This is a genomic window from Bacteroides oleiciplenus YIT 12058 (assembly GCF_000315485.1).
Taxonomy (GTDB): Bacteria; Bacteroidota; Bacteroidia; order Bacteroidales; family Bacteroidaceae; genus Bacteroides; species Bacteroides oleiciplenus.
In genome coordinates, this window is sequence record NZ_JH992941.1 from 940726 (window position 1) to 967510 (window position 26785).

Below are 26785 nucleotides of genomic sequence, written 5' to 3' on the forward strand. Positions count from 1 at the left end.
CAACTCAGAATTTATGTACCTAATATTATCAAGAACATGAAGAACAAACTTTTCCGCTTGGGAATATGCCTCTGTTTCCTGTCATTCATCAGCGGACCCAAGGAGGCCTCTGCCAAAAACGAATTGCCAGCCGACGTATTGAAACAACTGAATCAATACAACGTAGTGTGGAACACCCTCAGCACCACTGGCTCTATGGAATCCATGCCTTTGGGAAACGGAGACATCACCGCAAATGTATGGATTGAAAAGGGAGGCGATTTACTACTCTACATTGGCAAATCGGACACCTGGAGCGAAGCCACACGGCTCCTGAAAGTAGGCAGGATACGGGTGAAATTCACCCCCAACCCTTTCACCGAAGATGCCTTTTTCTCACAGGAACTCAACCTGCACAAAGGAGAAATCAACGTAACGGCAGGCCCGAAAGGCAATGCCACCCGCATCAAACTATGGATTGACGCCAACCAACCCGTCATCCGCATAGAAACCGCCTCCGACAAGAATATTTCCGTAAGCTGCACCACAGAACTGATGCGTCCCCACCCCTACACCATGACGGGGGGCGATGACCCTCTGGCATCCAGTTTCCGGGGATTGATGGACAGCCCTGTCCGTCCTTCCGAAAGTGCCGACGTACTGGAACGGAAACCAGACCGCATCCAGTGGTATCACCGCAACCAAAGCTCTTTCTTCGAGACCATACTCACCCATCAGAACGTTCCGGAACTGATAGGCAAATATCCCGACCCGTACATGAACCGTACCTTCGGAGCTGCCATCATTGGTGAGAGCATGCACCCGCAAAACGACAGTACCCTCGTCTCCTCAAAAGAAATGAAGAAGCATACCCTCTCCATCTACCCCTACACGGCACAAACAGCCACCGTACAGGAATGGAACACCCAACTCGAAGCCCTCATCGCCTCCGCCAACAGCGCACCTCTGAAAACATCCTACAAGCACCATCAGGAATGGTGGGACCGCTTCTGGAACCGCAGTTGGATATTCCTTTCCGGTGACGAAGATGCCGAAGTGGTCACCCGCGCATATCTGTTACAACGCTTCATGATGGCTTGCCAAAGTCGCGGCGCATATCCTGCCAAATTTAACGGCGGCAATTTCACCTTCGACTACAAAGGCAAAAACGGTGATTACCGTACATGGGGGCCCGGCTATTGGTACCAGAACTGCCGCCTTTACTACTGGCCGCTCTCCGCATCGGGAGACTTTGACCTGAAGAAGCCCTGGTTCGACATGTACCTCAACATGCTCCCTTTGCAGACAGACATCACCCGCATTTACTACGGACATGAAGGTGCTTTCTTCCCCGAAACCCTGAACTTCTTCGGCATGTACATCCAGGACGACTGGGGCTGGAACAACAAAGGAAAAGCCTCGCAAACACGCTGGATACGCTACCACTATTCCGGTGCACTGGAGATGTTGTCCGAAATGCTCGACAGCTACAACTATACCAAGGACGAAGCATTTGCCCGCCGATATATTATCCCTTTTGCCACCCAAGTCATCCGTTTCTTCAACCAGCACTGGCCGCAGATAAACCAAACCCTGCGCTTCATTCCGGCAAATGCCATCGAGCAATTCTGGGATTGCCTGAACCCGATGGACTACATCGCCGGATTGAAATACAACATCACCCAACTGGCCGAACTGCCCGTCGGAATCATTGAGCCCGCCCTGCTTAAAGAATGGAACGATTGCCTGCAAGCACTCCCTGCCCTTCCCAAAACAGGAGATGGCAAAAGGCTGCTTCCCGCCGAAGAATACGGTCAGGGACGCAATTTCGAGAACCCCGAATGTTACGCCATCTTCCCGTTCAAACTCTACGGGCTGGGACGCCCCGACCTGGACGTTGCCCTCAATACCTTCGCTCACCGCGAATTCAAGCAGACCACCTGCTGGTCGCAAGACCCCATACAGGCACCCCTGCTGGGGCTAGCCGATGAGACCAAAGAGTTTCTTTTAAAGAATGTGCGCGCAACAGACCCCGAAGTCCGCTTCCCTGCATTCTGGAAACCGGGTAGCGATTACATTCCGGACTTTGACAACGGTGGTGCCTTCACAATCGGCCTGCAAAACATGCTCTTGCAGAATGTAGGCAAGCAAATCCTCATTTTGCCCGCATTCCCGGCATCATGGAAAGTAGACTTCAAGCTACATGCCTATGACAACACCGTGGTGCGTGCAAAGGGCACAGGAAATAACGTTACAGCGCTGGATGTCCTTCCGGAAGCAAGAAAGAAAGATGTCGTTATAAACAAGTAATCGCAACCATTACTTTACCAACGTTTTGCCAAGGCTGTGGCAAGCTTTTGCCATCGCACTGGCAAGACATTGCCACAGCCTTGGCAAAACGTTGGTAACATAGCAGCAAAAGATGCATGTACCCTGTCCTGTCCCTTCAAAAAGCCGAATCCACCCACGCTTACCACTAACCCTCAGACGAAAACCAATGCCCCCAATGGTAAAAATGTACAATCCGTAAGGCAATAAACAGAAGAATACCTATCTTTGCAGACAGAAAACAAAGTAATAACGAAATAGATAATGGCTTTACAATGTGGTATTGTCGGCCTGCCGAATGTAGGCAAGTCGACGCTTTTCAACTGTTTGTCCAACGCAAAAGCGCAGGCGGCAAACTTTCCTTTTTGTACAATAGAACCGAATGTGGGTGTAATCACCGTGCCCGATGAGCGCCTGACGAAGCTCGCCGAACTGGTACATCCGGGCCGCATCGTGCCCACTACAGTGGAAATCGTGGACATTGCCGGACTCGTAAAGGGTGCCAGCAAAGGCGAAGGATTGGGTAACAAATTCCTCGCGAACATTCGTGAAACGGATGCCATCATTCACGTGCTGCGTTGTTTCGACGATGAAAACGTGACACACGTAGACGGAAGCATCAACCCGGTGCGCGACAAGGAAATCATCGACTACGAGTTGCAATTGAAAGACCTGGAAACCATTGAAAGCCGCATCCAGAAAGTGCAGAAACAAGCACAGACGGGTGGCGACAAAGCTGCCAAGCTGGCTTACGATGTACTGGTGCAGTATAAAGAAGCACTGGAACAAGGCAAAAGCGCACGCACCGTGCAGTTCGAAACCAAAGATGAACAAAAGATTGCCAAAGAACTTTTCCTCCTGACCAGTAAACCGGTGATGTACGTTTGCAACGTGGACGAGGCAAGTGCAGTGAACGGCAATAAGTACGTGGAAATGGTGCGCGAAGCAGTGAAGGACGAAAATGCCGAAATCCTGATTGTAGCCGCCAAGACCGAAGCGGACATCGCCGAGCTGGAAACGTACGAAGACCGCCAGATGTTCCTCGAAGAAGTAGGATTAAAGGAGTCCGGCGTAAGCCGCCTGATTAAATCGGCCTACAAACTGCTGAATCTGGAAACCTTCATCACCGCCGGAGAAATGGAAGTGAGAGCATGGACCTATCAGAAAGGCTGGAAAGCTCCGCAATGTGCCGGAGTTATCCACACCGACTTTGAAAAAGGGTTCATCCGCGCAGAGGTTATCAAGTACGAAGACTTCATCCAGTATGGTAGCGAGGCCGCCGTACGCGAAGCCGGAAAGCTGGGCGTGGAAGGCAAAGAATACGTGGTGCAGGACGGAGACATCATGCACTTCCGGTTCAACGTCTGATTTACGGAACTCATTATAAATCGTCCGCCGGATGGCGGACGATTTAATCACAGAATAATACTGCAAACCAATCATGAAGCAACTTTTCTCCACTCTACTCGTCATGCTTCTGTGCAGTGTCGCTTATGCACAGCAACAAGACTCAGTGACCATCTCCGGTCGTGTGACAGACTATGACGGGCAACCGATAGACAGTGCCAGTGTTTGGTGGCAAAACCCGCAGTTCGACATTGCCATAGAAGCCATCACCGGTAAAGACGGGCACTACACCGCCCGTGTGCCTAAAGGCAAATATCAAAGTGTATCCGCTATCTATCTCCCCTCTTATGCACATATGGCCATGAAAAGCGGTCTGCCCGAAGCCGAACACCGTCTGGAGTTCTGGGCTTGGGACTTCATCGCCGACCGTGACACTACGCTCAACATCCGCTACAACCGTATGGAAGCTTACGGCCTGCGTGCTTTTCGCATTCCCGGCGCCATGCCCACCTATCAGATATACGTCCGCCCCATGAGCCTGACGCGCTTCTACCAATGGATGGAAAAGACAAAGCCCGAATCCATACTGCACGGTGAAGCCCTTGGCGACATCAAGCAAGAGTCCCAAAGCAAGGATGCCAAAGAATCGCAGTGGGCACCCCGTCCCGAACAACAGAAAGTCACAGTCTGGATAGACGGCGAAGAAGTCCCCGTATTGATGAAGCAGGAAATAAAAGAGTACTTTGACGCCAACGAATACGCCAATGCCTATCTGCTGACCGTGGACCTCCCCAAGCATCCGAAGGCAGGACTTCCTTACCGTGTTTTCAAGGTAGAGCTGGAAGACCTGGAAAACGGTGACCGGGGCGAAGGACTTTACTATATGGAAAAAGAAATCTACGTAAAATAGTATATTGCAAAATGGAGAACAATAATATGAAATACCTTATAGCCGGCACAGGTGGCGTGGGAGGCAGTATCGCCGCCTTTCTTTCCCTTGCCGGAAAAGATGTGACCTGCATTGCCCGCGGTGAGCACCTGGCTGCCATACGCGAACACGGATTGCGTCTGCACTCCGACCTGAAAGGCGAACATACACTACCCATAAAAGCCTATACTGCTGAAGAATATACAGGTAAAGCCGACGTCATCTTTGTATGCGTCAAAGGCTATTCCGTAGACTCGATAACGGAGTTGATAAAACGCTCCGCCCATAAGGACACTGTCGTAATCCCTATTCTCAATGTCTACGGCACAGGTCCCCGCATCCAGCGCCTAGTGCCCGGAGTGACGGTTCTGGACGGCTGCATCTATATCGTCGGCTTCGTGTCCGGCAAAGGGGAAATCACGCAAATGGGCAAGATATTCCGTCTGGTTTACGGTGCACACAAAGGCACGGTTGTTCCCCGTGGAACGTTGGAAACTATCCAACAGGATTTGCAGGAAAGCGGCATCAAAGCCGAAATATCTCCCGACATCAACCGGGATACTTTCGTGAAGTGGTCTTTCATCTCCGCTATGGCTGTCACCGGAGCCTATTACGATGTGCCTATGGGCGAAGTGCAGAAGCCCGGAGAGGTGCGCGATACGTTTATCGGGCTGTCCCAGGAAAGTGCCGCACTGGGCGCTAAACTCGGCATTGATTTCAAAGAAGACATTGTAGAATATAATCTTAAAGTTATAGACAAACTGGACCCGGAAAGTACTGCTTCCATGCAGAAGGATATGGCTAAGGGACACGAAAGTGAAGTACAAGGATTGCTTTTTGATATGATTGCTGCCGCAGAAGAACAGGGGATTGATATTCCGACGTACAGGATGGTGGCGGAAAAGTTCAAACAATAAACCATATAATCAGATATATTTATGCCATCACTGCTGACTATCAACTGGAATCCCGACCCCGAACTGTTCAACCTCTTCGGAAGTTTCCCCATTCGCTATTATGGGCTACTGTGGGGCATCGGCATCGTACTTGCCTGCATCATAGTCCAGCGCCAATACCGTGACAGGAAAATCAGTGAAGACAAGTTCACCCCGCTCTTTTTCTATTGCGTAATAGGCATCACTCTCGGAGCAAGATTAGGACACTGCATCTTCTACGATTGGAGTTATTATCAGAATCATCTCATAGAAATGATACTTCCCATCAAGCAGTTTCCGAACGAAGGCTGGAAATGGATAGGCTATCGAGGACTTGCCAGTCATGGCGGCACCCTCGGACTCATCATCGCCCTGTGGCTGTATTGCCGCAGAACCAAGATGCACTACATGGACGTACTGGACATGATAGCCGTAGCCACCCCCATCTGCGCCTGTTTCATCCGCCTTGCCAACCTGATGAACTCCGAAATCATCGGTAAGCCAACCGATGTGCCCTGGGCTTTTGTTTTCGAACAGGTAGATATGCTACCCCGCCATCCGGCACAGCTTTACGAAGCAATCGCCTACTTCATCTTCTTCCTGGGAATGATTTACTTATATAAGAAATCAGACCATGGCACAAAGCTGCACCGCGGCTTCTTCTTCGGTCTTTGCCTGACAGAGATATTCGTCTTCCGTTTCTTTGTGGAGTTCCTGAAAGAAAACCAAGTGGATTTTGAGAATACAATGACTCTCAACATGGGGCAATGGCTCAGCGTTCCGTTCGTTATCATCGGAATATACTTCATGCTCTTTTACGGGAAGAAACAAGCGATAAAAAGTAAATAAACTCATCTATAAACCAAATATATTAAAAATATGCTCTCATTACTAACCATCAACTGGAACCCCAACCCCGAACTGTTCAACCTGTTCGGTCATGTACCCGTCCGTTACTACGGTCTGTTGTGGGTAATTGGCATCGCATGTTCCTATTTCGTAGTCCGCTACCAGTATAGAGATAAGAAAATCAGCGACGCCAAGTTCGAACCGCTGTTCTTCTATTGCTTCTTCGGTATCCTCATCGGCGCCCGGCTGGGACACTGCCTGTTCTATCAGCCGGAATATTATCTGCATCATTTCTGGGAAATGATATTGCCTATACAATTCCCGCCCGAAGGTGGCTGGAAGTGGACAGGCTATGCTGGACTTGCCAGTCACGGCGGTACCCTCGGATTGATTATTGCTCTCTGGATGTACTGTCGCAAGATGAAGATGCACTACATGGATGTGCTGGACATGATAGCCGTATCCACCCCTATTTGCGCCTGCTTCATCCGTCTTGCCAACCTGATGAACTCCGAAATCATTGGTAAAGCAACCGATGTGCCCTGGGCATTTGTTTTTGAAAGAGTGGATATGCTGCCCCGCCATCCGGCACAGCTTTACGAGGCCATCGCCTATTTCATCTTCTTCCTGATTATGATTTTCCTGTATAAGAACTACGGCAAAAAGCTGCACCGTGGCTTCTTCTTCGGACTCTGCCTGACAGAGATCTTTGTATTCCGCTTCTTCGTAGAGTTCCTAAAAGAAAACCAGGTAGACTTTGAAAACAGCATGTCGCTGAATATGGGACAATGGCTGAGTGTTCCGTTTGTAATCATAGGGGTATATTTTATGTTCTTCTACGGAAAGAAGAAGGCATAGAAGCATAAAGAAAACAAGCAAATGGCTGAAGAATCTTGTGTAAGATTCTTCAGCCATCTGTTTCTTTATTTACGTTGCCATTTACTCTTTGAAGCATGTTCCCGTTTCAATATATCACTTAATGGCACTTCAAATATTTTAGCCTCAACCCACGCCACAAAGTCAAACTTACGCAATATCTGACTTTCATATTTATCGGCATACAAAGCACGCACCTCCTCTACCATACTCTCCCATATCTCCGCCCGCTTTTTCCGATTGGCATTCGCGAAAGAATAGTTCAAGAACTTAAGTAAAAACAACTCTACCTTCAAATTATCCCCCTTGTTTTTGGACATTTCCCGCTTAATAGACCGAAGTTCAGACTGAATATAATCAATATCACCCAGTTCATAATGAATCATCACATTCACAATCCGAATGGTGCGGAACAGCGGAAGAGAATACAGATGTCCCCTACCAATAGTAGCACTCAAACGTTTTCTCGCCTTTCTATACTCCCCATTTCCAAGATAGACAAGAGCAATATACAATGACATTTCCGCCTGCTGTTGCTCTTTCAGCAAAGGCATCTTGTCAATCAGAGCTGCCTGATGCTCTGCAATCCACAGGCCAGCTTGTTCAAACTCTCCCCTATCTATATACGAAAACAGCCGGTAGGTAAATATCACATAAGCCACATTCAATTGGAAACTGGAAGACGGTGAAGATAGCTTTTCCAACTTCTCAATGAAATAATTCATCCCCTCATAGTTGTGCATGATGCGAAGACTCTCTAACATTCCTTCTACCGTCATCAGATAATATACCGGAGGATTATTCCAAAGATGGGTATTCTCTTCAAACAGTTTATTCAGCTCCACAAATGAATTGAACGCAGCTCTATAGTCGCCTACCGTCACAAAGTAATTGGCCTGGAAAAGCTGGTGATTCTTCTTTATTTCAAAGTTCTCGACGCCTGCACTTGCCACAATACTTATCTCACTGGTCACCAGGTCATCCAGTTTCTGAGTCTCCTCCAACGAACGTGAAGCCCCCCTGTTCAACATCCTGTGCTTCAATAACTCATACAATGAAGACTGCTCATTCAGCTGACTGATACTTTTCAGCGTACTTTTCATTTTATATTGTTTATTCAGCAGTTTCTTTTCATCCACTTCCTCAAAATCCAGCGTCAGGAGATAATTCAGTTCCAACCTCTGTGCCACAAGCAACGCAAAATGATTTTCATAATAAACAGCCTTCTCCTTCACCTTTTTCAACACCTGGAAGCATTCCTGATACATAGACTTCTCATACAATACTCTGGCATGCAGCAGCTCATTGAACAGCAGATAATAACTATCCTGCTCTGTACGCAACTCCGTCAATATCTCTATCAGCAGATCGAACAGGTAAATAACCACCGTATTGAAAGAAGAAGTGGGTTTTGCCTTCAGGAAACACTGTTTCAGTTCTTCAGGGTCACTGATCTTCTTATCATCAATCAATCTGAAAAGGAAGATATAGTCTTTCTCCGGCTTATTGGATATATAGATAGAGAATTCTTTCTTCTCTTGCTTCGTGAGACTATTTATCAACTGGATAAGCGATTCGGACTTTAGCATAGCATTAGTAGATTTTGAAATAACGAAAGCAAGGTAGAGAAAAAAACAAAAGGAAACAATCTTTTCGCGGAATAATATAGGCTTTGGTTATATTACAAATATTAAAATACCGCATATAAATACACATTGAAAATACTATATATCAATCGATTAACACAAACATTAACGATATTATATAAATTTACCAGTATTATATTTGTGCACTTTTTGTTTGCTTATGAATTATCTATCGCATACTTTTGACGTAGAAAAAGAAAGCACAGTTCCGAATTACTTAATCTTAAACTAATTAATAGCCATGAGCAAGAATATCATTGTAATAGGTAGTTGTAATACAGATATGGTCATCAAGGCCGACCGTCTCCCCGTCCCCGGAGAAACAGTAATGGGCGGCAGTTTCATGATGAACCCCGGAGGTAAAGGGGCTAACCAGGCTGTAGCCGCTGCCCGATTAAAAGGAAATGTGTACTTCATAGCCAAGACCGGCAACGATCTATTCGGCAAACGTTCCATAGAGCAGTACGAAGACGAAGGAATTCACGTTGAAAATATCTATTCAGACCCTACCCTCCCTTCCGGAGTGGCGCTGATTATGGTAGACGTGAACGGAGAAAACAGTATCGCTGTCGCCTCCGGAGCCAATGGCTCACTGAGTCCTGAAGATATCCGGAAAGCACAGCCCGTCATCGAGAAAGGAGATATCTTGCTGATGCAACTGGAAATTCCCATAGAAACAGTAGAATACGCAGCCCAGATAGCAAGCGAACAGGGTATCAAGGTTATCTTGAACCCGGCACCCGCCCGCGCGCTCTCCAACAAGCTGTTGCAAAACCTGTATATGATTATCCCCAACGAAACGGAAGCCGAAATCCTTTCGGGAATCAAAGTGACCGACTGGGAAAGCGCCCGGAAAGCCGCGGATATCATCAGTGCCAAAGGAGTGGACATTGTCGTTATCACAATGGGGTCCAAAGGAGCCCTAATTAAGGAAAACAACGCATACCATGAGGTTTCCGTCCCCAAAGTGAAAGCGGTAGATACCACGGCTGCTGGAGACACCTTCTGCGGCTCCCTGTGTGTAGCCCTATCCGAAGATATGAATGTGCTGGACGCCGTGAAGTTTGCCAATAAGTGCGCCTCCATCACAGTAACCCGCATGGGAGCACAGTCTGCCCTGCCCTATCGCAAAGAAATAGATGTTTTATAAATAATAACTTTAAATTCTAATACCATGTTTATTGTAGACAGTTACTCATTAGCCGTTATTTTCTGCGTTATCACGATGCTCTGTTGGGGTTCGTGGGGTAATACACAGAAACTTGCCGGGAAGACCTGGCGTTACGAATTGTTCTACTGGGATTACGTTATCGGTATCCTTGCCTTCTCCCTCCTTCTAGGGTTCACGCTGGGCAGTACGGGAAATGCCGGACGTGGTTTCGTTGAAGATCTGAAACAGATCAGTATGGAGAACTATGCAAGCGCTTTTGCAGGAGGGGTTATCTTCAACCTATCCAATATCCTGCTGTCAGCTTCCGTCTCGATGGCCGGACTTACGGTAGCATTCCCTCTAGGAGTCGGCATAGCACTGGTATTAGGGGTTTTCGTCAACTACTTTGGTGAACCCAAAGGGGATGCGGTGATTCTGTTCAGTGGCGTGGCTCTGGTGGTACTGGCCATCATTTTCAATGCCATAGCTGCCGGAAAGATGAATAAGAAAGGAAGCAGTACGAATAAGAAAGGAATTCTTATCGCCATCATAGCAGGTGTACTGATGTCCTTCTTCTACCGGTTCGTTGCCGCTGCCATGGACTTAAATAACTTTGAGTCGCCTACTCCCACAATGGCTACTCCGTATTCTGCATTCTTTATATTCGCAATAGGTATCTTCATAAGCAATTTCATTATCAACACCATCGTGATGAAGAAGCCGTTTGTAGGTACTCCGGTAAGCTATAAAGAGTACTTCCAAGGCAAATTCAGCACACATATGGTCGGAGTGCTGGGAGGAGCCATCTGGGGATTAGGTACGGCTCTGAGTTACATTGCAGCAGGGAAAGCCGGCGCGGCCATCTCGTATGCACTGGGACAGGGAGCACCTATGATTGCAGCTTTGTGGGGCATATTCATCTGGAAGGAGTTCAAAGGCTCTTCACGAACGGTAAATATCCTTCTGGCTTGCATGTTCGTTCTGTTTATATCCGGTTTAGGAGCAATTATCATCTCCGGAGCCAATTAATCCGGCTCTCACTCGATCTCATAAATTAATGCTTTCTTTTTCTACCCTTCATCGAGTGAAAGAGGAAATTGCCTGAACTAAATATACATTTTCGTTCAACCTAAAATTTTTAATACATGAGACTAATTAAAGCAATATTATTCTGTCTATGCATGTGTTCGTTCGACTTGTACGCACAAGTCAATGTCACAGGTATTGTAAATGATAACACCGGGGAGACACTTCCCGGAGTATCTATTCTGGCAAAAGACGGCGACCGTACCTACGGCACCACCACCGATATGAATGGTAAATACCAGATTAAAGTCAACCAAGGCACTACCCTTGAGTTCAGTTTCATCGGCTTTGCCACACAAAAGGTGAAAGTGGGCACCGGCAACGTCATCAACATCACTCTGGAGCCCGAAAACAAACTACTGGACGAAGTAGTAGTCATCGGTTATGGTACTGTAAAGAAGAAAGATTTGCTGGGTTCCATATCTACCGTCAAGGAAGATGCTCTAGCCGAACGCGTTTCGGGTAATGTAGTGGAATCTATGCGCGGTCTGACTTCCGGTGTAAAGATTACGAGCAGCGGTCAGCCCGGCTCCAATGCCAACATCACGATCCGCGGTTTAGGCAGTCTGACGAACAATAACCCGCTGTTCATCATCGACGGTGCCTATGGCGGCAGCGACTTGGGTGTCAATGTGGAAGATATCGAATCCATCCAAGTGTTGAAAGATGCCTCATCAGCGGCCATATACGGATCGCGTGCAGCCAACGGTGTTGTAATCATCACCACCAAACAGGGTAAAGAAGGTGACTTGAAAGTAAAGTTCGACTCCCAACTGACGCTAAGCTGGCTGCCCCGTTACGACCTGATGGATGCCGAGACTTATAAAATTTACAATGACCGCGCCTATGACGAAGCTATACTGGCAGGCGTCTCAGGCATTACCAAACGTCAGAACCACTACGACGGGAATACCGACTGGCAGGATGAAATGCTGAGCACCGGTGTTTTACAAAACTACAACGTCTCGTTGTCCGGTGGTTCCAAAACGGTGAAGTACTACGCCTCACTGAACCGCATGGTCGACGACGGCGCCCTATTGAATACCAAGTATGACAAATACGGTTTCCGCATCAACACAAGTGGACAGAAGGGCATCTTCTCCTATGGAGAGAACTTCTACTACACCAAGTCGGACCGGAAAAACCTGAATGGTAATCCCTGGAGTGACTTTATCGGTATAGCACCAACAATTCCGGTATATGATGAATCACATCCCGGAGGATACGGATATGGTGACGTAGACCGCGCGAACACATACGGTCTGAACCCCGTAGCCATGCAAAACCTGTATGTGCAGAACAACGAAGAAGAGTATCTGACAGGAAACATCTACGGACAGATATCACTCTTCGGGATGTTCGATGCCAAACTGAATGTTGCCTACAAGAGTTATATGGGTATTACCAACTCATTGCGCAAGAAAGGTAACTGGACGATGGGCCAGGGAGACGATGCCGCGAGCTTAGGCTACGACAGCGCCAAGAATCACGACATCCTGATTGAGCAGACCTATAACTTCAAGCATAAATTCGGTAAGCACGATGTGAATGCTCTGTTCGGTATCACCTACAACAAGTTCCACGAAGAAAAGCGCTGGATAACGAAATTAGACCCACTGATGATAGGTGACAAATACATCACTTCACTCGATGCCGCTACCGGCAACACCACCGCAGGCGGTAATTATGGTGAATCTGCCTTGATTTCCTACCTCGGACGAATCAACTATTCGTATGCCGACAAATATCTGGCACAGGTGACTGCCCGCCGCGACGGCACTTCCCGTCTGCCCAAAAACGACCGTTGGGGAAACTTCCTCTCCGTTTCACTGGGCTGGCGCATCAGTGGAGAGAAGTTCTTCCAGGTGCCCTGGATTGACGATTTGAAGATACGTGCCAACTACGGTACACTCGGTAACAGCAGTATCGGCTACTGGGACTACCAATCGGTCATCAACACCGCTCCGCGTGCAGTGATCGGCAGTCCCGAAAACATCCTGATTGGTATGACGCAATCTCAGTTGAGCAACAACGACCTTGTCTGGGAGAAGAAGACAACCGCCAACATAGGTTTCGACTTAGTCGCCCTCAACAACCGTCTCCGCTTCACGGCCGAATATTTCTACTCCAAAAGCGAAGACCTACTTGTCTACCTGCCTATCCTGATGAGTTCAGGTAACGAAGGCGGTGCACCGGCTGTCAATGCCGGCAGTCTGGAAAACAGAGGAGTCGAATTTGAAGTAGGCTGGAATGATAAGGTCGGTGAATTTGAATACTCAGCATCATTAAACATCTCCCACTTGAAGAACAAAGTTATCGATCTGGGCTATGGGAAACAGAATAAGAAGATTCCTACATATACCACGCTCGCAATAACCGAAGTCGGACAGCCTCTCGGTATGTGGTACCTTTACAAGATGCTCGGCATCTTCCAATCCGAAGAAGAAATACAGAACTATGTAAACTCCGAAGGCAAAGTCATTCAGCCGAATGCCCGCCCCGGTGATATCAAATACGATGATTACAACGGCGATGGAATCATTTCATCCGAAGACCGCCAGAAAGTGGGCAATCCGTGGCCTAAGCTCGAACTCGGCTTAAATCTTGGTGCTTCCTATAAAGGTTTCGACCTGAGCATCAGCGGTTACGGCCGCTTCGGACAGGAAGTATGGAACGGCTCGGCAGCCGCAGCCGGTGACTTCGCCAACAACCAGAACAACTTCAACGGCATTGTTCCCTGGACACAGGAGCACCCGGTGAACGACCGTCCGCGCATCGTATACGGAGACTCCCGCAATAGCCGAAGCGACCAGGACCGCTGGTTAGAGAACGGTTCGTTCTTCCGTCTGAGCGACATCACCTTAGGATATACGGTTCCTACCCGTTACATCAAGAAAATCGGTTTGGAGAGACTCCGTGCGTCAGTCACCCTGCAGAACATGGTTACTTTCACCGGATATTCCGGACTTGACCCTGAATTTGCAGACAGCGGCATCTTCACTATGGGAGCAGACTATTGCTCGTTCCCCAACCCGCGTGCCGTACAGTTTGCCTTATCATTCACATTCTAAATACTGCCGATATGAAAAAGATAGCTCTATATATATTATGCGGCGCAGCAGCGCTGTTCACGTCGTGCGACCCTTCCCTGCTCGACCTGCAAAATGAGAACACCCTCAGTACGGGCGTATACTGGAAGACGGAATCCGACATTGAGGCCGGTGTAATATCCGTATATGGCATGTTCTACCGCCAGGGAACATGGACCCGCAATATCTATACACAGATGATAGGCATGGCCGACGAAGGCGTCAGCTATGCCGGATGGACGGAACTGAACGAATACACCAAATTCATCTTTACCGATTATAACTTCGGAGAGGCAAATACCAAGATCTACCGGGAACACTACACCGCCATCTTCCGTGCCAACCAGGTGCTGGACAACATTGATAATGTTACGTTTGCCGACGAAACGCACAAAAATGACCTGATAGGCCAAACCAAGTTCCTGCGTTCTTTCTACTACTTCTATCTGACCACTCTCTGGGATAACATTCCCATCGTCCTGAAGACTTCTTCAGCCGCCGACAAGCCCATGCAAGCCAATGCAGACGAAATGCTCACTCAGATAGAAACCGACCTGGAAGACGCCGTCACCAAACTGCCCGCCACCCGCGACGCCAATAACTACGGCCGCCCGACGAAAGGCGCCGCCTACGGACTACTGGCGAAAGCCTATGCACAGCACCATAAATGGGAAGATGCCCGCAGATGCCTCGAATGGCTCATCGACGGTGAAGGAAAGCGGTACTACGACCTCGTCCCCAACTGGGCTGACAACTTCAGCAACCAAACGGAAGACAACAAGGAGTCGCTATACGAAATCCACTTCTCACTGACCAACCGGGTAGGCTTCGACCAAACAGACAACTACCTGGACCCGAACGCACAGTTGGGCACACAGATTGAGATGAATCAGGCCCCCACCGGAATCGGTTGGAACAACATTGAAGCAAGGCGTTGGCTGGTGGACTACTATAAACGCGAACAAACCACAGATGGAAAGAATGACATCCGCCTGTTCTACACCCTGTGGTACGACGGAGCTGCATCCGACTTCCCCGAATATCCGAACCAGCTGATTTATGGCAAGCCTTGGAACAGCGATTGGGGTAACCGCGTGTTTATCAAGAAGTATAGCACCGATGCCTCCCCGCTGTATTACTGGAACGACAACAACTTCCGTTCATTGCGATATGCCGATATGCTATTGCTCTATGCCGAAGCACTCAACGAGCTGGGAGCCACCCCGTCTGCCAAAGCTATCGAATGCCTCAACCGCGTGCGCAACCGTGTAAACCTGCCCGACATAGAAGACAGTTCTTTCTACAATGGCAGCCAGATAACAGGCAATAAAGACGCTTTCCGCGAACATCTGAAGATTGAACGCGCCCTGGAGCTTGCCATGGAATGTGTACGTTGGGTTGATTTAAAACGCTGGGGCATCAATGACACCAACACTCTGAACGAGTTGAAAACCCGCGACAGCGACTTCAACAACTTCATCATCGGTAAGTCCATCCGTATGCCTTTACCGCAAAGCGAAGTGGACAACAACCCGAATCTGAAACAAAATGACCAATATTAACCGAAGACATCTGAGTTATGACTAAAACAAGATATTTATTGATAGGAGCAGTCATATCACTGCTGACTTTATGGGGATGCAGCAACGATTCCGATTACGTGATCGGAAGCAATCCCAACGAATTTGCCATCAATCCGGTAGCCATACCGGTAAGCGCGGATGGCGGAACCTACGAACTGACAGTCACCGGCAATGAGTCCTGGACAGCCAAACTAACCGACTCCAACAGTTCGGCACAAGACTGGTGTACACTGAGTGCAACGTCGGGCACAGGCAAGATGGTAATCACGCTCACCGTAAAGCCGAGTACCTCGTTCGTAAAAAACCGTTCCCTCCTCATCGAAGTAAGCGGCGGCAACAAGACGCTGAAGTCCAGAGTGCTGCAAGAAACGATGGTACTGGGCGAAGACGAAATACTGATAAACGGTATGGTATGGTCTACCAAGAACGTAGGCTCTCCCGGAACATTCGTAAACTCTCCCGACGAGATAGGACAGTTGTATCAGTTCAACCGCAAAGTGGGTTACCCCGCCGGTCCGCAAGGTGACCCCGCACCGGCCAACTGGCCCGCAGACTATACGAACGACAACACCAACTGGATGACGGAGAACGATCCTTCACCCGAAGGCTGGCGTGTGCCTACCACACAAGAAATGGCAGCCCTGTGGGAAAAAGGAGCAACATGGGTGACAGCTGCCCAAACCGGCTTCAAAGTTGACGGAATCATTATCGGAGTAGACGAGACCACCGCTAAACGCGCCACCAAGGACAATCTGAAGCAACTGGGCTGCCTCTTCCTGCCCCAAAGCGGCTGGAGAAGTGAAAGCGGAATGATGGACCGCACATGGCTCTGTGCCGTACGCAGTGCCAATTCATTGAGCGCCACACATGGCGGAATGTCACTGGGAGACATAGGCGGTTATCGGGACATATGGGGTTGGGGCGACGGACAAAAAGCCCGTGCAGCCATGATACGCCCTGTCAAAAACATACAAGTGGAGGATTGATTTGTAACCCATTCATTAACGAACTAATTTTAAGAAGATGAACAGCTACAAGACCTATATATGCCTTGCTTTGTTCGCCCTTTCAGGCTGCAAAAACAAGGACGGCAATAAGCCACAGACACTCATACCGCAAATCCGGTATGAGTTCAGCGGTGGCGCAGGGCACTATAATTATGCTCCGAGCATCATTCAGGACGAATACGGCATCCGCTACGGGTTCATCTGCGAGAACCGCGACCCGTTCAAGATAGTGGACTATGTTTATCTGTATAAAGGCATCCCTACGGAGAAAGGCTACGTATGGCAACCCGGCACACAGATTATCGAACCCTCTGAAAGCGGCTGGGACAACTGCCACATCTGCGACCCCGACGTCCGCGAATTCAAAACGACCTATAAAGGGGAAACTTACAACTGGATTATGACCTACCTCGGCGTAGATCGTTGGGACTGTAACCATAACCAGATAGGACTCGCCATCTCCAAGAACATTGAAGGTCCTTATATCAAGTTCGACAAAAACCCATTGGTTGCCTATCAGGACACCACCAAATGGGGTGTAGGACAAAGCACCACCATCGTCAAGGACTCCGCCACCATACAGTTGTTCTATCACTCTACCACGGAGAACGGCCCCTTCTGCATGCGCGAGATAAAACTGAACGATCTGGATAACATCGTATTGGGCAAGGAACAGGCAATCCCCTTCCTGAGCGCCAACAGTTATCCCGCTATGTCCGACAAGTACATCTATATGGTGTCCGAAACCCGCGTATCTCCCATTAAGGAAATACCCACCTGGGTAGGCGATGTATGTCGCCTGGCGTACAAACCGAGAACCGAAGACCTGGCCGGAGACAAGGACGGCTGGATAGAGATAGGACATGCCGGACCGGAAGAAACAGGATTCCCGCGAAACCATAACCCGGGCATCCTGACGGACACGAAAGGTTATATGCTCAGTGATGACGAACTGGTGATGTACTTCACCCCTGCCATGACAGGAGAGAACTGGTTATGGTCTTATGACCTGTATTCGGCTACGTTCAATCTGAAAAGTTACTTCAAATGAGAAAGACAGCGCTACAAACAGTATGGCTCGCCCTGCTGCTCCTTGCCCTCCCCTGCGGGCAAGCGGCAGGGCAGCAGAAGACTCCCGTGATAGTAATCACCGACCTGTATCATCCCTACCAAGACCCGGGGGATAATATGGACCTGATTATGGGATTCGGCCTGCCCGACGTAGATCTGAAAGCCGTACTTCTGGACATCACCGACGCTTTCCGTAAAGATACCGCCGATCACCCTACCCTATGGCGGGATCCGCGCGGACCGAGGGAAGCAGGTATCATCCCGGTGGAGCAATTGAGCTATATCTTCAACAAGAAAGTCCCCTACGGCATAGGCCCATTGTCCATGATGAAATCGGAAGAGGATAAGATGGAATACCTTCCCGGCTACGAACAGGAAGCCATCCGGCTGCTGACGGACGTGCTGAAAGCAAGTAAAGAGCCGGTGGAAGTCCTCTCTTTCGGTTCGGCAAGGATACTGGCAGTTGCCTACAACCGCACCCCCGCACTACTGAAAAAGAAGATACGCAAGATTCACCTTAGTGCAGGCACAGCAAGCAAGAACCACGAACTGGGAAGCGATGCCGGAGCCAACGCCATCCCCGGTGGAGAATGGAATGTAGCGCTGGATGTATTTGCTTTCACAAGAATATTGAAGTCAGACCTTCCGGTAGCCATCTATCCCTGCGCAGGCAAAGACGGTGGCTTCGTGAAGGACTGCAACAACACCTACTGGCAACTGCCCGATATGGAGTTTACGCGCAAAATGCATCCCCGGTTGCAGCGGTATCTGGACTTTGCCTTTAACCGGAGACTGCAATACGACTTCCTCCGCGCAATGGATGCCGGATATCCGGCAGATATGGACATCAGCCGCTACCCTAAACCTTTTCATGTATGGGAAAGCGCCATCTGGCTGAAAGCTACCGGAAGGGAGGTGGTCTGTACGCCCGAAGGGAAATACCGCCTCGATAGAGAAGGGGAGACAAAACAAGGTGACCAGCTCATTAAGAACGAGTTGCGTCCTTGCCGTCTGGATGAAATAAGGAATGACGGACGTTTTCAGTTCTCATACACCGGAAAGCCGTCCGGTAATAAAGAGATATATTACCGCCCGGACCCCAATGAGAACGAGAAAGCACTTCAAGCAGTGATTCCCGAACTCTATATTTCCATTTCACCGAATAATTAACTTCTAAAACATAATGTTATGATCAAGAACAAACTTTATCTATTAGGCTTATTTCTACTGGCCTTGTCGAGCTGCACCTCCTCCGGGAAACAGCAGAAAACGGAAGTTGCTTCAAGCGCGGAAAAGATTATCCTGGAAACGGACATCGGCAATGATGTGGACGATGCCCTGGCACTGGATATGCTCTACAAATATCTGGATGCGGGAGACATCGACTTATTGGGCATCATGATAAACAAGGAGGGCACTTACCCTGCCGAATACACAGACATCATGAACACTTGGTACGGTCATCCCCAAATTCCCATCGGCATCATACACGATGGAGCGGACTGCGAAAATGACGCTACAAACTATGCCAAAGCCGTATGTCTGATACAGGATGAGAACAGCAAACCGACATTCAAACGTTCGCTGAAAGGTGGTTACGACCAACTACCGGAAGCTCCCGCCCTCTATCGCAAGCTGCTGGCACAGCAACCGGACAGTTCCGTCACAATCATCTCCGTAGGCTTCTCTACCAACCTTTCACGCCTGCTGGACACTCCGGCCGACGAATACTCGTCGTTGACGGGCAAAGAACTGGTTGCCAAAAAAGTGAAACTGCTATGCACTATGGCAGGATGTTTCAACAACCCCGAATTGTACGAATACAACGTTGTGAAAGATATTCCGGCAGCAAAGAAAGTATTTACGGAATGGCCCACTACGCTGGTGACTTCGCCTTTCGAGGTAGGTATCGCCATCAACTATCCTGCTACCAGCATCGAGAACGATTTCCAATGGGCACCGATGCATCCGATGGTAGAAGCGTACAAGAGCTATCAAAAAATGCCATACGACCGTCCGACATGGGATTTGACCTCAGTACTCTATTCTGTTGAAGGACCTTCCTACTTCACAGTTTCGCCCGCAGGCAAGATAAGCGTAACGGACAAAGGGGCTACGGAATTTACTCCCGATGCAACCGGAAACCGCTACTACCTCACGGTAGATGCCGCCCAGGCTGAGAATATCAAACAACATTTTGTCAAACTGGTTAGCAAACAACCGGCTCACTTCACTAAATAATCAATATCATGACTAAGTATCTATTCTATATTATCGGGTTATGGCTATTCTGCTCCTGTTCGGACAGCACACCGGGAGAAGAACCGCCCGTTACCCCTCCCGAACCGACTCCTACCATAACCATCAGCAAACCGGAGTTTATCTTCGGTTTCCGAGGAGAAAATAAATATTCCTACTGTCCGAGTGCATTGAGGCAAGAGGACGGTACTGTTCATCTGTTTTTCTGCGGAAATCCAGAGAATCAGATTATGGTTGATAACATCTTCCATATAAAGATTAATCCGGACGGTTCGCAAACTGCTCCCAAAAGTGTGCTCCAACCGGGCATCGCAGGCACATGGGACGATCATCACACCTGCGACCCTTCCGTCATCGAGGGCAGTTTCTACTGGAACAATACGACTTACAAATATGCCATGTTCTTCTTGAGCAATATGTACGGAGTGTATTATAATGAAATCGGTGTGGCATTCAGCAACAGCCTAGATGCCGATAGTTGGGTGAAATATCCGAAACAGATTATAAAAAAGACGTGGTCGGACGACGGTGACCAGGAAATCGGCGGCGGCGGAAAATCATGGGGAGTAGGCCAGCCATCCGTAGTATCTCTCGACAAGAAAGGGAAGGTATTGCTGACTTACACCATCGGAGATATTGGTGGTACGCGAATAGCATGGGCCGAAGCCGACTTCAGCAACATGGACAACTATACCATCAGCACTCCCATGACCATCGTTCAAAGCGGCTTGCTGGCTATTGACAACAAATCGAGAGATTATACCTGCAATTCCGAATTCGCCATCAACCAGAATGCGGATAAAATAGTCATGATACGTCCCGTGCAACCTATGCCCAGCGATTACCCTGCTTATCTGAATAGCTCTCTGGAAATAGACTACATGAATCTTTCCGACTTCATGAATCAAAGCGGCAGTTGGACGCCCATATACCGAATCACTCCTGACGATACGGGTTATCCGAGGAATCATAACGCAACTTTATTACGGGATAACTTCGGACACTTGCAGGATTGGGAAGAACCAACTTTTTACTTTACAGTCAGCAAAGCAGCACCCGATGTACAACCTTCGGGCAGCAGCCATGCCGAATGGACATATCATATATGGAAGAGCAAAGTGATGAAAAGCAAATAATGTCAATCTGACAATTTGATAATCCTACGCACCCGAGAGTACCTCCTTTCCGCCTTAAGACTAGGAAAAGAAGAAAAAACGCAAGGATTTCATTTTGCAGAAATGCAGAAAGGAGGCAAAAGCCCTTATAGAAAAACATGAGGGAAATATTTGTCCCCTTTCCGTGTTTTAAAGCCCGATATTAGGCGAAACGCTAACAAAAGGTAGATTGAATAGCCTCGGACTATTCATTCAACCAGAAGAAAATAAAGCATGTTTTCGGTAAGGCTACACCCTTTCATCCACATAGTATAACCCTTTCAGGGAAATGGCTACACCCTTTTGGAAAAAAGGTGTAGCCTTACTGAAAAACAGATGGTGTATTTTACCTGAATACATCATCTGTTTTGTCTGAAAAGACCATCCGTTCAAGGTAAACAGATGGTGTGTTGCGGATAAAAAGGTGGTTTATCTCCCGAAAAGAGATGATGAATCGTGCTAAAAGAAGTAATTCATTCCAATGCCACGTTAGCAGAATTTCAGGAATTCAATTTTTATGCAAGCAAAAGGACCAATAAGGTATCATACCGAATCTTAAACGCAGAAAGATACGAAAAACTACATTTCCGAAATGTGCTCTTAACATACTTTAGTTCAGAAGAAGTTTTACCATCGGCACACAAGAAACAGCCACAACTCCGGCAATATCCAGGCTGATATGCTTATATACTTTTGTGACATATATATATCAATTCATGACATGGATACATTTATGTCGTGAAACCGTATATCTCTTTATCCATTTGCGCATAACTTTGCACATAGAAAAACATACCTTTAACAATCTAAAATTAAGAATGATGAATTCGAGACAAGCACTTTTCAGTCTATTGATCTGCGTACTGGCAATCACAGGTTGTGATACGCAAAAGCAAACTGCTGTAGGCAATGAACCCGCCCTGACACGAGCCAAGCAAACATTAGATTCCTTATATCAGAATTATGAAGCCTCCGGCACATCCCTGTTGCGTGAAAATTATCCTTCAGATATCGATAATTACACAGCAACTTATCTGGCATCCGAAGAACAAAAGAATATACCCAACCAGTATTCTTATCTATGGCCCTATTCCGGGACTTTCTCAGCTGTAAATGCTCTATTCGCCGCTACAGGCGATGCAGACTACAAGTCATTGCTCGACAACAGAGTATTGATAGGACTGGAGGAATATTACGATACCCGCAGAACTCCCGAGGCATACGCTTCATATATCAACAGCGCACCGCAATCCGACCGTTTCTATGACGATAATGTCTGGTTAGGCATCGACTTCACCGATATTTATCTGCTCACCCGGGAAGCAAAGTATCTCCAGAAAGCGGTACTCATCTGGAAGTTTATAGAAAGCGGTACGGATGATAATCTGGGAGGCGGCATTTATTGGTGCGAACAAAAGAAAAGTTCCAAGAATACTTGCTCAAACGCTCCCGGTTCAGTCTTTGCACTGAAACTCTTCGAAGCCACCAAAGACAGCGCATACTTCACTAAGGGACAGCGCCTTTACGAATGGACCAAAGCAAACCTGCAAGACTCCACCGATTATCTCTATTTCGACAATATCTCCCTAAGCGGCAAGATAGGTAAAGCCAAATTCGCCTACAATAGCGGACAGATGATGCAGTCGGCAGCACTCCTTTACCAGTTAACCGGCGACAAGAACTATTTGGTTGATGCCCAGAACATCGCCCAAGCCTGCCACAACTATTTCTTCATGGACTATACCCCCGAACAGGGTGAGTCCTTCAAACTATTGAAGAAAGGTGATATCTGGTTCACCGCAGTCATGCTGAGAGGATTCATCGAACTGTATCAGGCGGACCGGAACAAAACCTACCTGGACTCTTTCAACCAAAGTCTGGACTACGCCTGGGAACATGCACGGGATGAGAAAGGCCTGTTCAACGCAGACCTCAGTGGAAACACCCACGACAACCGGAAATGGTTGTTGACACAGGCCGCTATGGTTGAGATGTATGCCCGCCTTGCAACTATCAAATAAGAAAACATTAATACCCACCATATGAAGAAAAGAAATATCGGCCTATGCGCCATAGCCTTATTTTGCATGCACAATAGTGCCAAAGCAATGGAACCAGCCCTGAAGCAGGACAACACCACCGTTGTGAACCATGCTCAGATAGCTGCTGCTTATAAGACCAACCGTCCTGCCGTAAAAGACAGGCTCTACGTTTCCAAAGCCGTAGAAGCCGAAATCCTGCGGGTAAAGAAGTTACTGACCAACCAGAAGCTGGCATGGATGTTCGAGAACTGTTTCCCGAACACTCTGGACACCACCGTACACTATCGTTTGCTGAACGGGAAACCCGATACATTTGTCTATACCGGTGATATCCATGCCATGTGGTTGCGCGACTCCGGCGCACAAGTCTGGCCGTATGTGCAACTAGCGCACAAAGACCCTGAACTGAAGAAGATGCTGGAAGGCGTCATTCGCCGCCAGTTCATGTGTATCAACATCGACCCTTATGCCAATGCATACAATGATGGCCCCACAGGCGGTCACTGGATGTCCGACCTGACAGACATGAAACCCGAATTGCATGAACGGAAATGGGAGATCGACTCCCTTTGCTATCCTCTCCGCCTGGCTTACCAATACTGGAAAGAAACAGGCGATGCCAGCGTTTTCGATGAGGCATGGCTCCAAGCTATCACAAACATACTCAAAACATTCAAAGAACAACAACGCAAAGACGGCATCGGTCCTTACAAATTCCAACGCCAGACAGAACGTGCGCTCGACACTTTGAACAACGATGGTTTAGGTGCTCCCGTCAATCCGGTGGGGCTCATCGTTTCTTGTTTCCGCCCCTCAGACGATGCCACTACATTCCAGTATCTGGTTCCGTCCAACTTCTTTGCCGTATCCTCTTTACGGAAAGCAGCAGAAATTCTTTCATCAGTCAACCAGAACACTTCCCTGGCACAGGAATGTACAGCTCTAGCTGACGAGGTAGAGGTTGCTTTACAGAAATACGCCACTTACAACCATCCGAAATACGGTACTATCTACGCCTTTGAGGTAGATGGTTTCGGCAATCATATGCTGATGGATGATGCCAACGTACCCAGCCTTCTTGCCATGCCCTATCTGGGGGATGTAGACGCGAATGATCCTATCTACCAGAACACCCGCCGCTTTGTATGGAGCCTAGACAATCCGTATTTCTTCAAAGGCAAAGCCGGTGAAGGAATAGGCGGCCCACACATCGGATATGATATGGTATGGCCCATGAGCATTATGATGAAGGCTTTTACCAGTCAGGACGACCAGGAAATCAAGGAATGCATCAAAATGCTGATGGCTACGGATGCAGGCACCGGATTCATGCATGAATCTTTCCATAAAGATGATCCTGCCAACTTCACCCGTGCCTGGTTTGCATGGCAGAACACACTCTTCGGAGAGTTGATACTTAAACTGGTGAATGAAGGAAAACTGGACTTACTGAACAGTATCTGACAGGGAATATCATACAGCTTCTCAAACATAAAAACAATACCATGAAAAAACATTTGTTATTATTATTAACAGTTTGCATGTCCCTGCACAGCTACGGACAAAAGACATATGAACTTTCATCTCCGGATGGAAAGTTAAAAATGTCAGTGAATCTCTCTGACAAGATTTACTATGATGTCGTTTGCCTGAACGATACACTGTTGAAACAATGCAACCTCCGGATGGAGATTAATAATCAGTCATTAGGCATCAATCCCAAACCGGCAAAAATAAGCCGGAAAGGGATTGATGAACTATTGACTCCAATCGTTCCGCTTAAATATTCAGCAGTCCCCAACCAATACAATCAGCTCTTGATGGCATTCAAAGGCAACTATTCCATCGAGTTCCGTGCGTTCAATGACGGCATTGCCTACCGCTTCATTACCAACCAAAAAGGACAGATTGAAGTGAACAGCGAAACTTTCCGGGTAAATTTCCCGGAGAATTACCGGCTTCACGTGCAGCAATCCGGAGGATTTAAAACGGCTTATGAAGAGGAATACCGACATATACAAAGCCACGAATGGAAGACATCCGACCCTATGATCCACCTCCCGGTTCTGATCGATACACAAAAAGATTATAAGATACTAATCAGCGAATCGGACCTGACGGATTATCCAGCTATGTTCTTCAAAAGTACCGGAGGAAACGGAATGTCCGCCACATTCCCTAAAGTACCGTTGGAATTTGGTGAGGACGGCGACCGCAGCGTCAAAATACTGAAAGAAGCGGGTTATATAGCCAAGACAGACGGCAAACGCAGCTTTCCCTGGCGCTACTTCGTAATCAGCCGGGACGACAGACAATTGCTTGAAAACACAATGACCTACAAACTGGCAGAAAAGAATGTATTGGAAGATACTTCCTGGATCAAGCCGGGAATGGCAAGTTGGGAATGGTGGAACGGTGCAACCCCTTACGGTCCGGACGTGAACTTCGTGGCGGGCTGCAATCTGGATACCTACAAATACTTCATTGACTTTGCCGCCAACTACGGAATCTCTTACATCATTATGGATGAGGGCTGGGCCAAGAGCACCCGCGATCCCTACTCCCCCAACCCAACGGTAGACGTGCACGAACTGATCCGTTATGGCAAAGAAAAGAATGTAGGCATTGTACTCTGGCTGACGTGGCTGACGGTAGAAAACAATTTCGGTCTGTTCGAGACTTTTGAGAAATGGGGCGTAAAAGGCGTTAAAATCGACTTTATGGACAGAAGTGACCAATGGATGGTGAACTACTACGAAAGAGTGGCCCGGGAGGCTGCAAAGCATCATTTGTTCGTCGATTTCCACGGCTCCTTCAAACCTGCCGGCCTGGAATACAAGTATCCGAATATTCTCTCTTACGAGGGCGTGAGAGGCATGGAACAAATGGGAGGATGCCGACCCGACAACAGCGTCTACCTGCCATTCATCAGAAATGCAGTAGGCCCAATGGATTACACCCCGGGAGCCATGCTCAGCATGCAGCCTGAAGTGTATTGTTCCAACCGCCCCAATTCTGCCAGCATAGGCACACGCGCCTATCAGATGGCTTTATTTGTCATCTTTGAAACCGGACTCCAGATGATGGCTGACAATCCGACGCTCTATTACCGCAACGATGAATGTACCCGGTTCATGACTCAAGTGCCGCAAACCTGGGACGAGACAATAGCCTTGGAAGCAAAGGTGGGCGAATACGCCCTTGTTGCCAAACGGAAAGGGGATAAATGGTTCATCGGCGGCATGACTAACAATCAGAAGCAACAGAGAGAACTGGAAGTAAATCTCGACTTCCTGAAAGAGGGCCGGTCTTATCGGATGACGGCTTTTGAAGATGGCATAAATGCCAATCATCAAGCCATGGATTACCGTAAGACAGAACACAGTCTCAGGAAAGGAGACAAACTAACTATCCGCCTGGCACGCAATGGAGGTTTTGCGGCAATTATAGAGTAGC

Annotated in this window: 19 protein-coding genes; 18 read left to right on the forward strand and 1 reads right to left on the reverse strand. The window is 48.1% G+C overall.

Annotated elements, in window-relative coordinates; all coding sequences use genetic code 11:
- Positions 1–36 precede the first annotated feature (36 nt).
- From HMPREF9447_RS11450 to lgt (HMPREF9447_RS11475), 6 genes are all read left to right on the forward strand, one after another.
- Positions 37–2289 (forward strand): DUF5703 domain-containing protein, encoded by a 2253-nt coding sequence (locus HMPREF9447_RS11450; protein ID WP_148374812.1) that lies wholly within the window; start codon positions 37–39, stop codon positions 2287–2289.
- 282 nt (positions 2290–2571) lie between these two features.
- The gene (ychF, locus tag HMPREF9447_RS11455) at positions 2572–3675 is read left to right on the forward strand and encodes a redox-regulated ATPase YchF (RefSeq protein WP_009129899.1); all 1104 of its coding nucleotides are present in this window, start codon (positions 2572–2574) and stop codon (positions 3673–3675) included.
- A 73-nt stretch (positions 3676–3748) separates the two neighbouring features.
- Positions 3749–4564, forward strand: coding sequence for a carboxypeptidase-like regulatory domain-containing protein (locus HMPREF9447_RS11460; RefSeq protein ID WP_009129900.1), 816 nt, complete (start codon positions 3749–3751; stop codon positions 4562–4564).
- Positions 4565–4575: 11 nt separating this feature from the next.
- Positions 4576–5499, forward strand: a complete 924-nt coding sequence (locus HMPREF9447_RS11465; RefSeq protein ID WP_009129901.1) for a ketopantoate reductase family protein — start codon at positions 4576–4578, stop codon at positions 5497–5499.
- A 21-nt stretch (positions 5500–5520) separates the two neighbouring features.
- Positions 5521–6366, forward strand: coding sequence for a prolipoprotein diacylglyceryl transferase (gene lgt, locus HMPREF9447_RS11470; RefSeq protein WP_009129902.1), 846 nt, complete (start codon positions 5521–5523; stop codon positions 6364–6366).
- Between the two features lie 30 nt (positions 6367–6396).
- On the forward strand, positions 6397–7224 hold the full coding sequence (gene lgt / locus HMPREF9447_RS11475; RefSeq protein WP_009129903.1) for a prolipoprotein diacylglyceryl transferase: 828 nt from the start codon (positions 6397–6399) through the stop codon (positions 7222–7224).
- A 65-nt stretch (positions 7225–7289) separates the two neighbouring features.
- On the opposite strand, the gene HMPREF9447_RS11480 is transcribed toward lgt (HMPREF9447_RS11475), so the two are convergent.
- On the reverse strand, positions 7290–8831 hold the full coding sequence (locus tag HMPREF9447_RS11480) for a hypothetical protein (RefSeq protein WP_009129904.1): 1542 nt from the start codon (positions 8829–8831) through the stop codon (positions 7290–7292).
- Between the two features lie 298 nt (positions 8832–9129).
- Between HMPREF9447_RS11480 and rbsK the strand changes: the two genes are divergently transcribed.
- From rbsK to HMPREF9447_RS11540, 12 genes are all read left to right on the forward strand, one after another.
- Positions 9130–10038 carry a ribokinase gene (rbsK, locus tag HMPREF9447_RS11485; protein ID WP_009129905.1) on the forward strand — a complete coding sequence of 303 codons (909 nt, stop codon included), beginning with the start codon at positions 9130–9132 and terminating at the stop codon, positions 10036–10038.
- Positions 10039–10062: 24 nt separating this feature from the next.
- The gene (locus HMPREF9447_RS11490) at positions 10063–11067 is read left to right on the forward strand and encodes a GRP family sugar transporter (RefSeq protein ID WP_009129906.1); all 1005 of its coding nucleotides are present in this window, start codon (positions 10063–10065) and stop codon (positions 11065–11067) included.
- A gap of 116 nt (positions 11068–11183) precedes the next feature.
- Positions 11184–14195, forward strand: a complete 3012-nt coding sequence (locus HMPREF9447_RS11495) for a SusC/RagA family TonB-linked outer membrane protein (protein ID WP_009129907.1) — start codon at positions 11184–11186, stop codon at positions 14193–14195.
- A gap of 11 nt (positions 14196–14206) precedes the next feature.
- Positions 14207–15775 carry a RagB/SusD family nutrient uptake outer membrane protein gene (locus HMPREF9447_RS11500; RefSeq protein WP_009129908.1) on the forward strand — a complete coding sequence of 523 codons (1569 nt, stop codon included), beginning with the start codon at positions 14207–14209 and terminating at the stop codon, positions 15773–15775.
- Positions 15776–15792: 17 nt separating this feature from the next.
- Positions 15793–16782 (forward strand): BACON domain-containing protein, encoded by a 990-nt coding sequence (locus HMPREF9447_RS11505; protein WP_044138035.1) that lies wholly within the window; start codon positions 15793–15795, stop codon positions 16780–16782.
- Positions 16783–16819: 37 nt separating this feature from the next.
- Positions 16820–17854, forward strand: a complete 1035-nt coding sequence (locus HMPREF9447_RS11510) for a glycoside hydrolase family protein (RefSeq protein ID WP_009129910.1) — start codon at positions 16820–16822, stop codon at positions 17852–17854.
- Positions 17851–19044: a nucleoside hydrolase gene (locus HMPREF9447_RS11515; RefSeq protein WP_009129911.1), complete on the forward strand. Its 1194-nt coding sequence runs from the start codon at positions 17851–17853 to the stop codon at positions 19042–19044. The genes HMPREF9447_RS11510 and HMPREF9447_RS11515 overlap by 4 nt, the downstream gene beginning before the upstream one ends.
- Positions 19045–19062: 18 nt before the next feature.
- The gene (locus tag HMPREF9447_RS11520; RefSeq protein ID WP_009129912.1) at positions 19063–20115 is read left to right on the forward strand and encodes a nucleoside hydrolase; all 1053 of its coding nucleotides are present in this window, start codon (positions 19063–19065) and stop codon (positions 20113–20115) included.
- A gap of 8 nt (positions 20116–20123) precedes the next feature.
- Positions 20124–21269, forward strand: a complete 1146-nt coding sequence (locus tag HMPREF9447_RS11525) for a glycoside hydrolase family protein (protein ID WP_009129913.1) — start codon at positions 20124–20126, stop codon at positions 21267–21269.
- A gap of 839 nt (positions 21270–22108) precedes the next feature.
- On the forward strand, positions 22109–23308 hold the full coding sequence (locus HMPREF9447_RS11530) for a glycoside hydrolase family 76 protein (protein ID WP_009129914.1): 1200 nt from the start codon (positions 22109–22111) through the stop codon (positions 23306–23308).
- A gap of 21 nt (positions 23309–23329) precedes the next feature.
- On the forward strand, positions 23330–24793 hold the full coding sequence (locus HMPREF9447_RS11535; protein WP_009129915.1) for a glycoside hydrolase family 125 protein: 1464 nt from the start codon (positions 23330–23332) through the stop codon (positions 24791–24793).
- 41 nt (positions 24794–24834) lie between these two features.
- Positions 24835–26784, forward strand: a complete 1950-nt coding sequence (locus tag HMPREF9447_RS11540; RefSeq protein ID WP_009129916.1) for a glycoside hydrolase family 97 protein — start codon at positions 24835–24837, stop codon at positions 26782–26784.
- Position 26785: the final 1 nt, after the last annotated feature.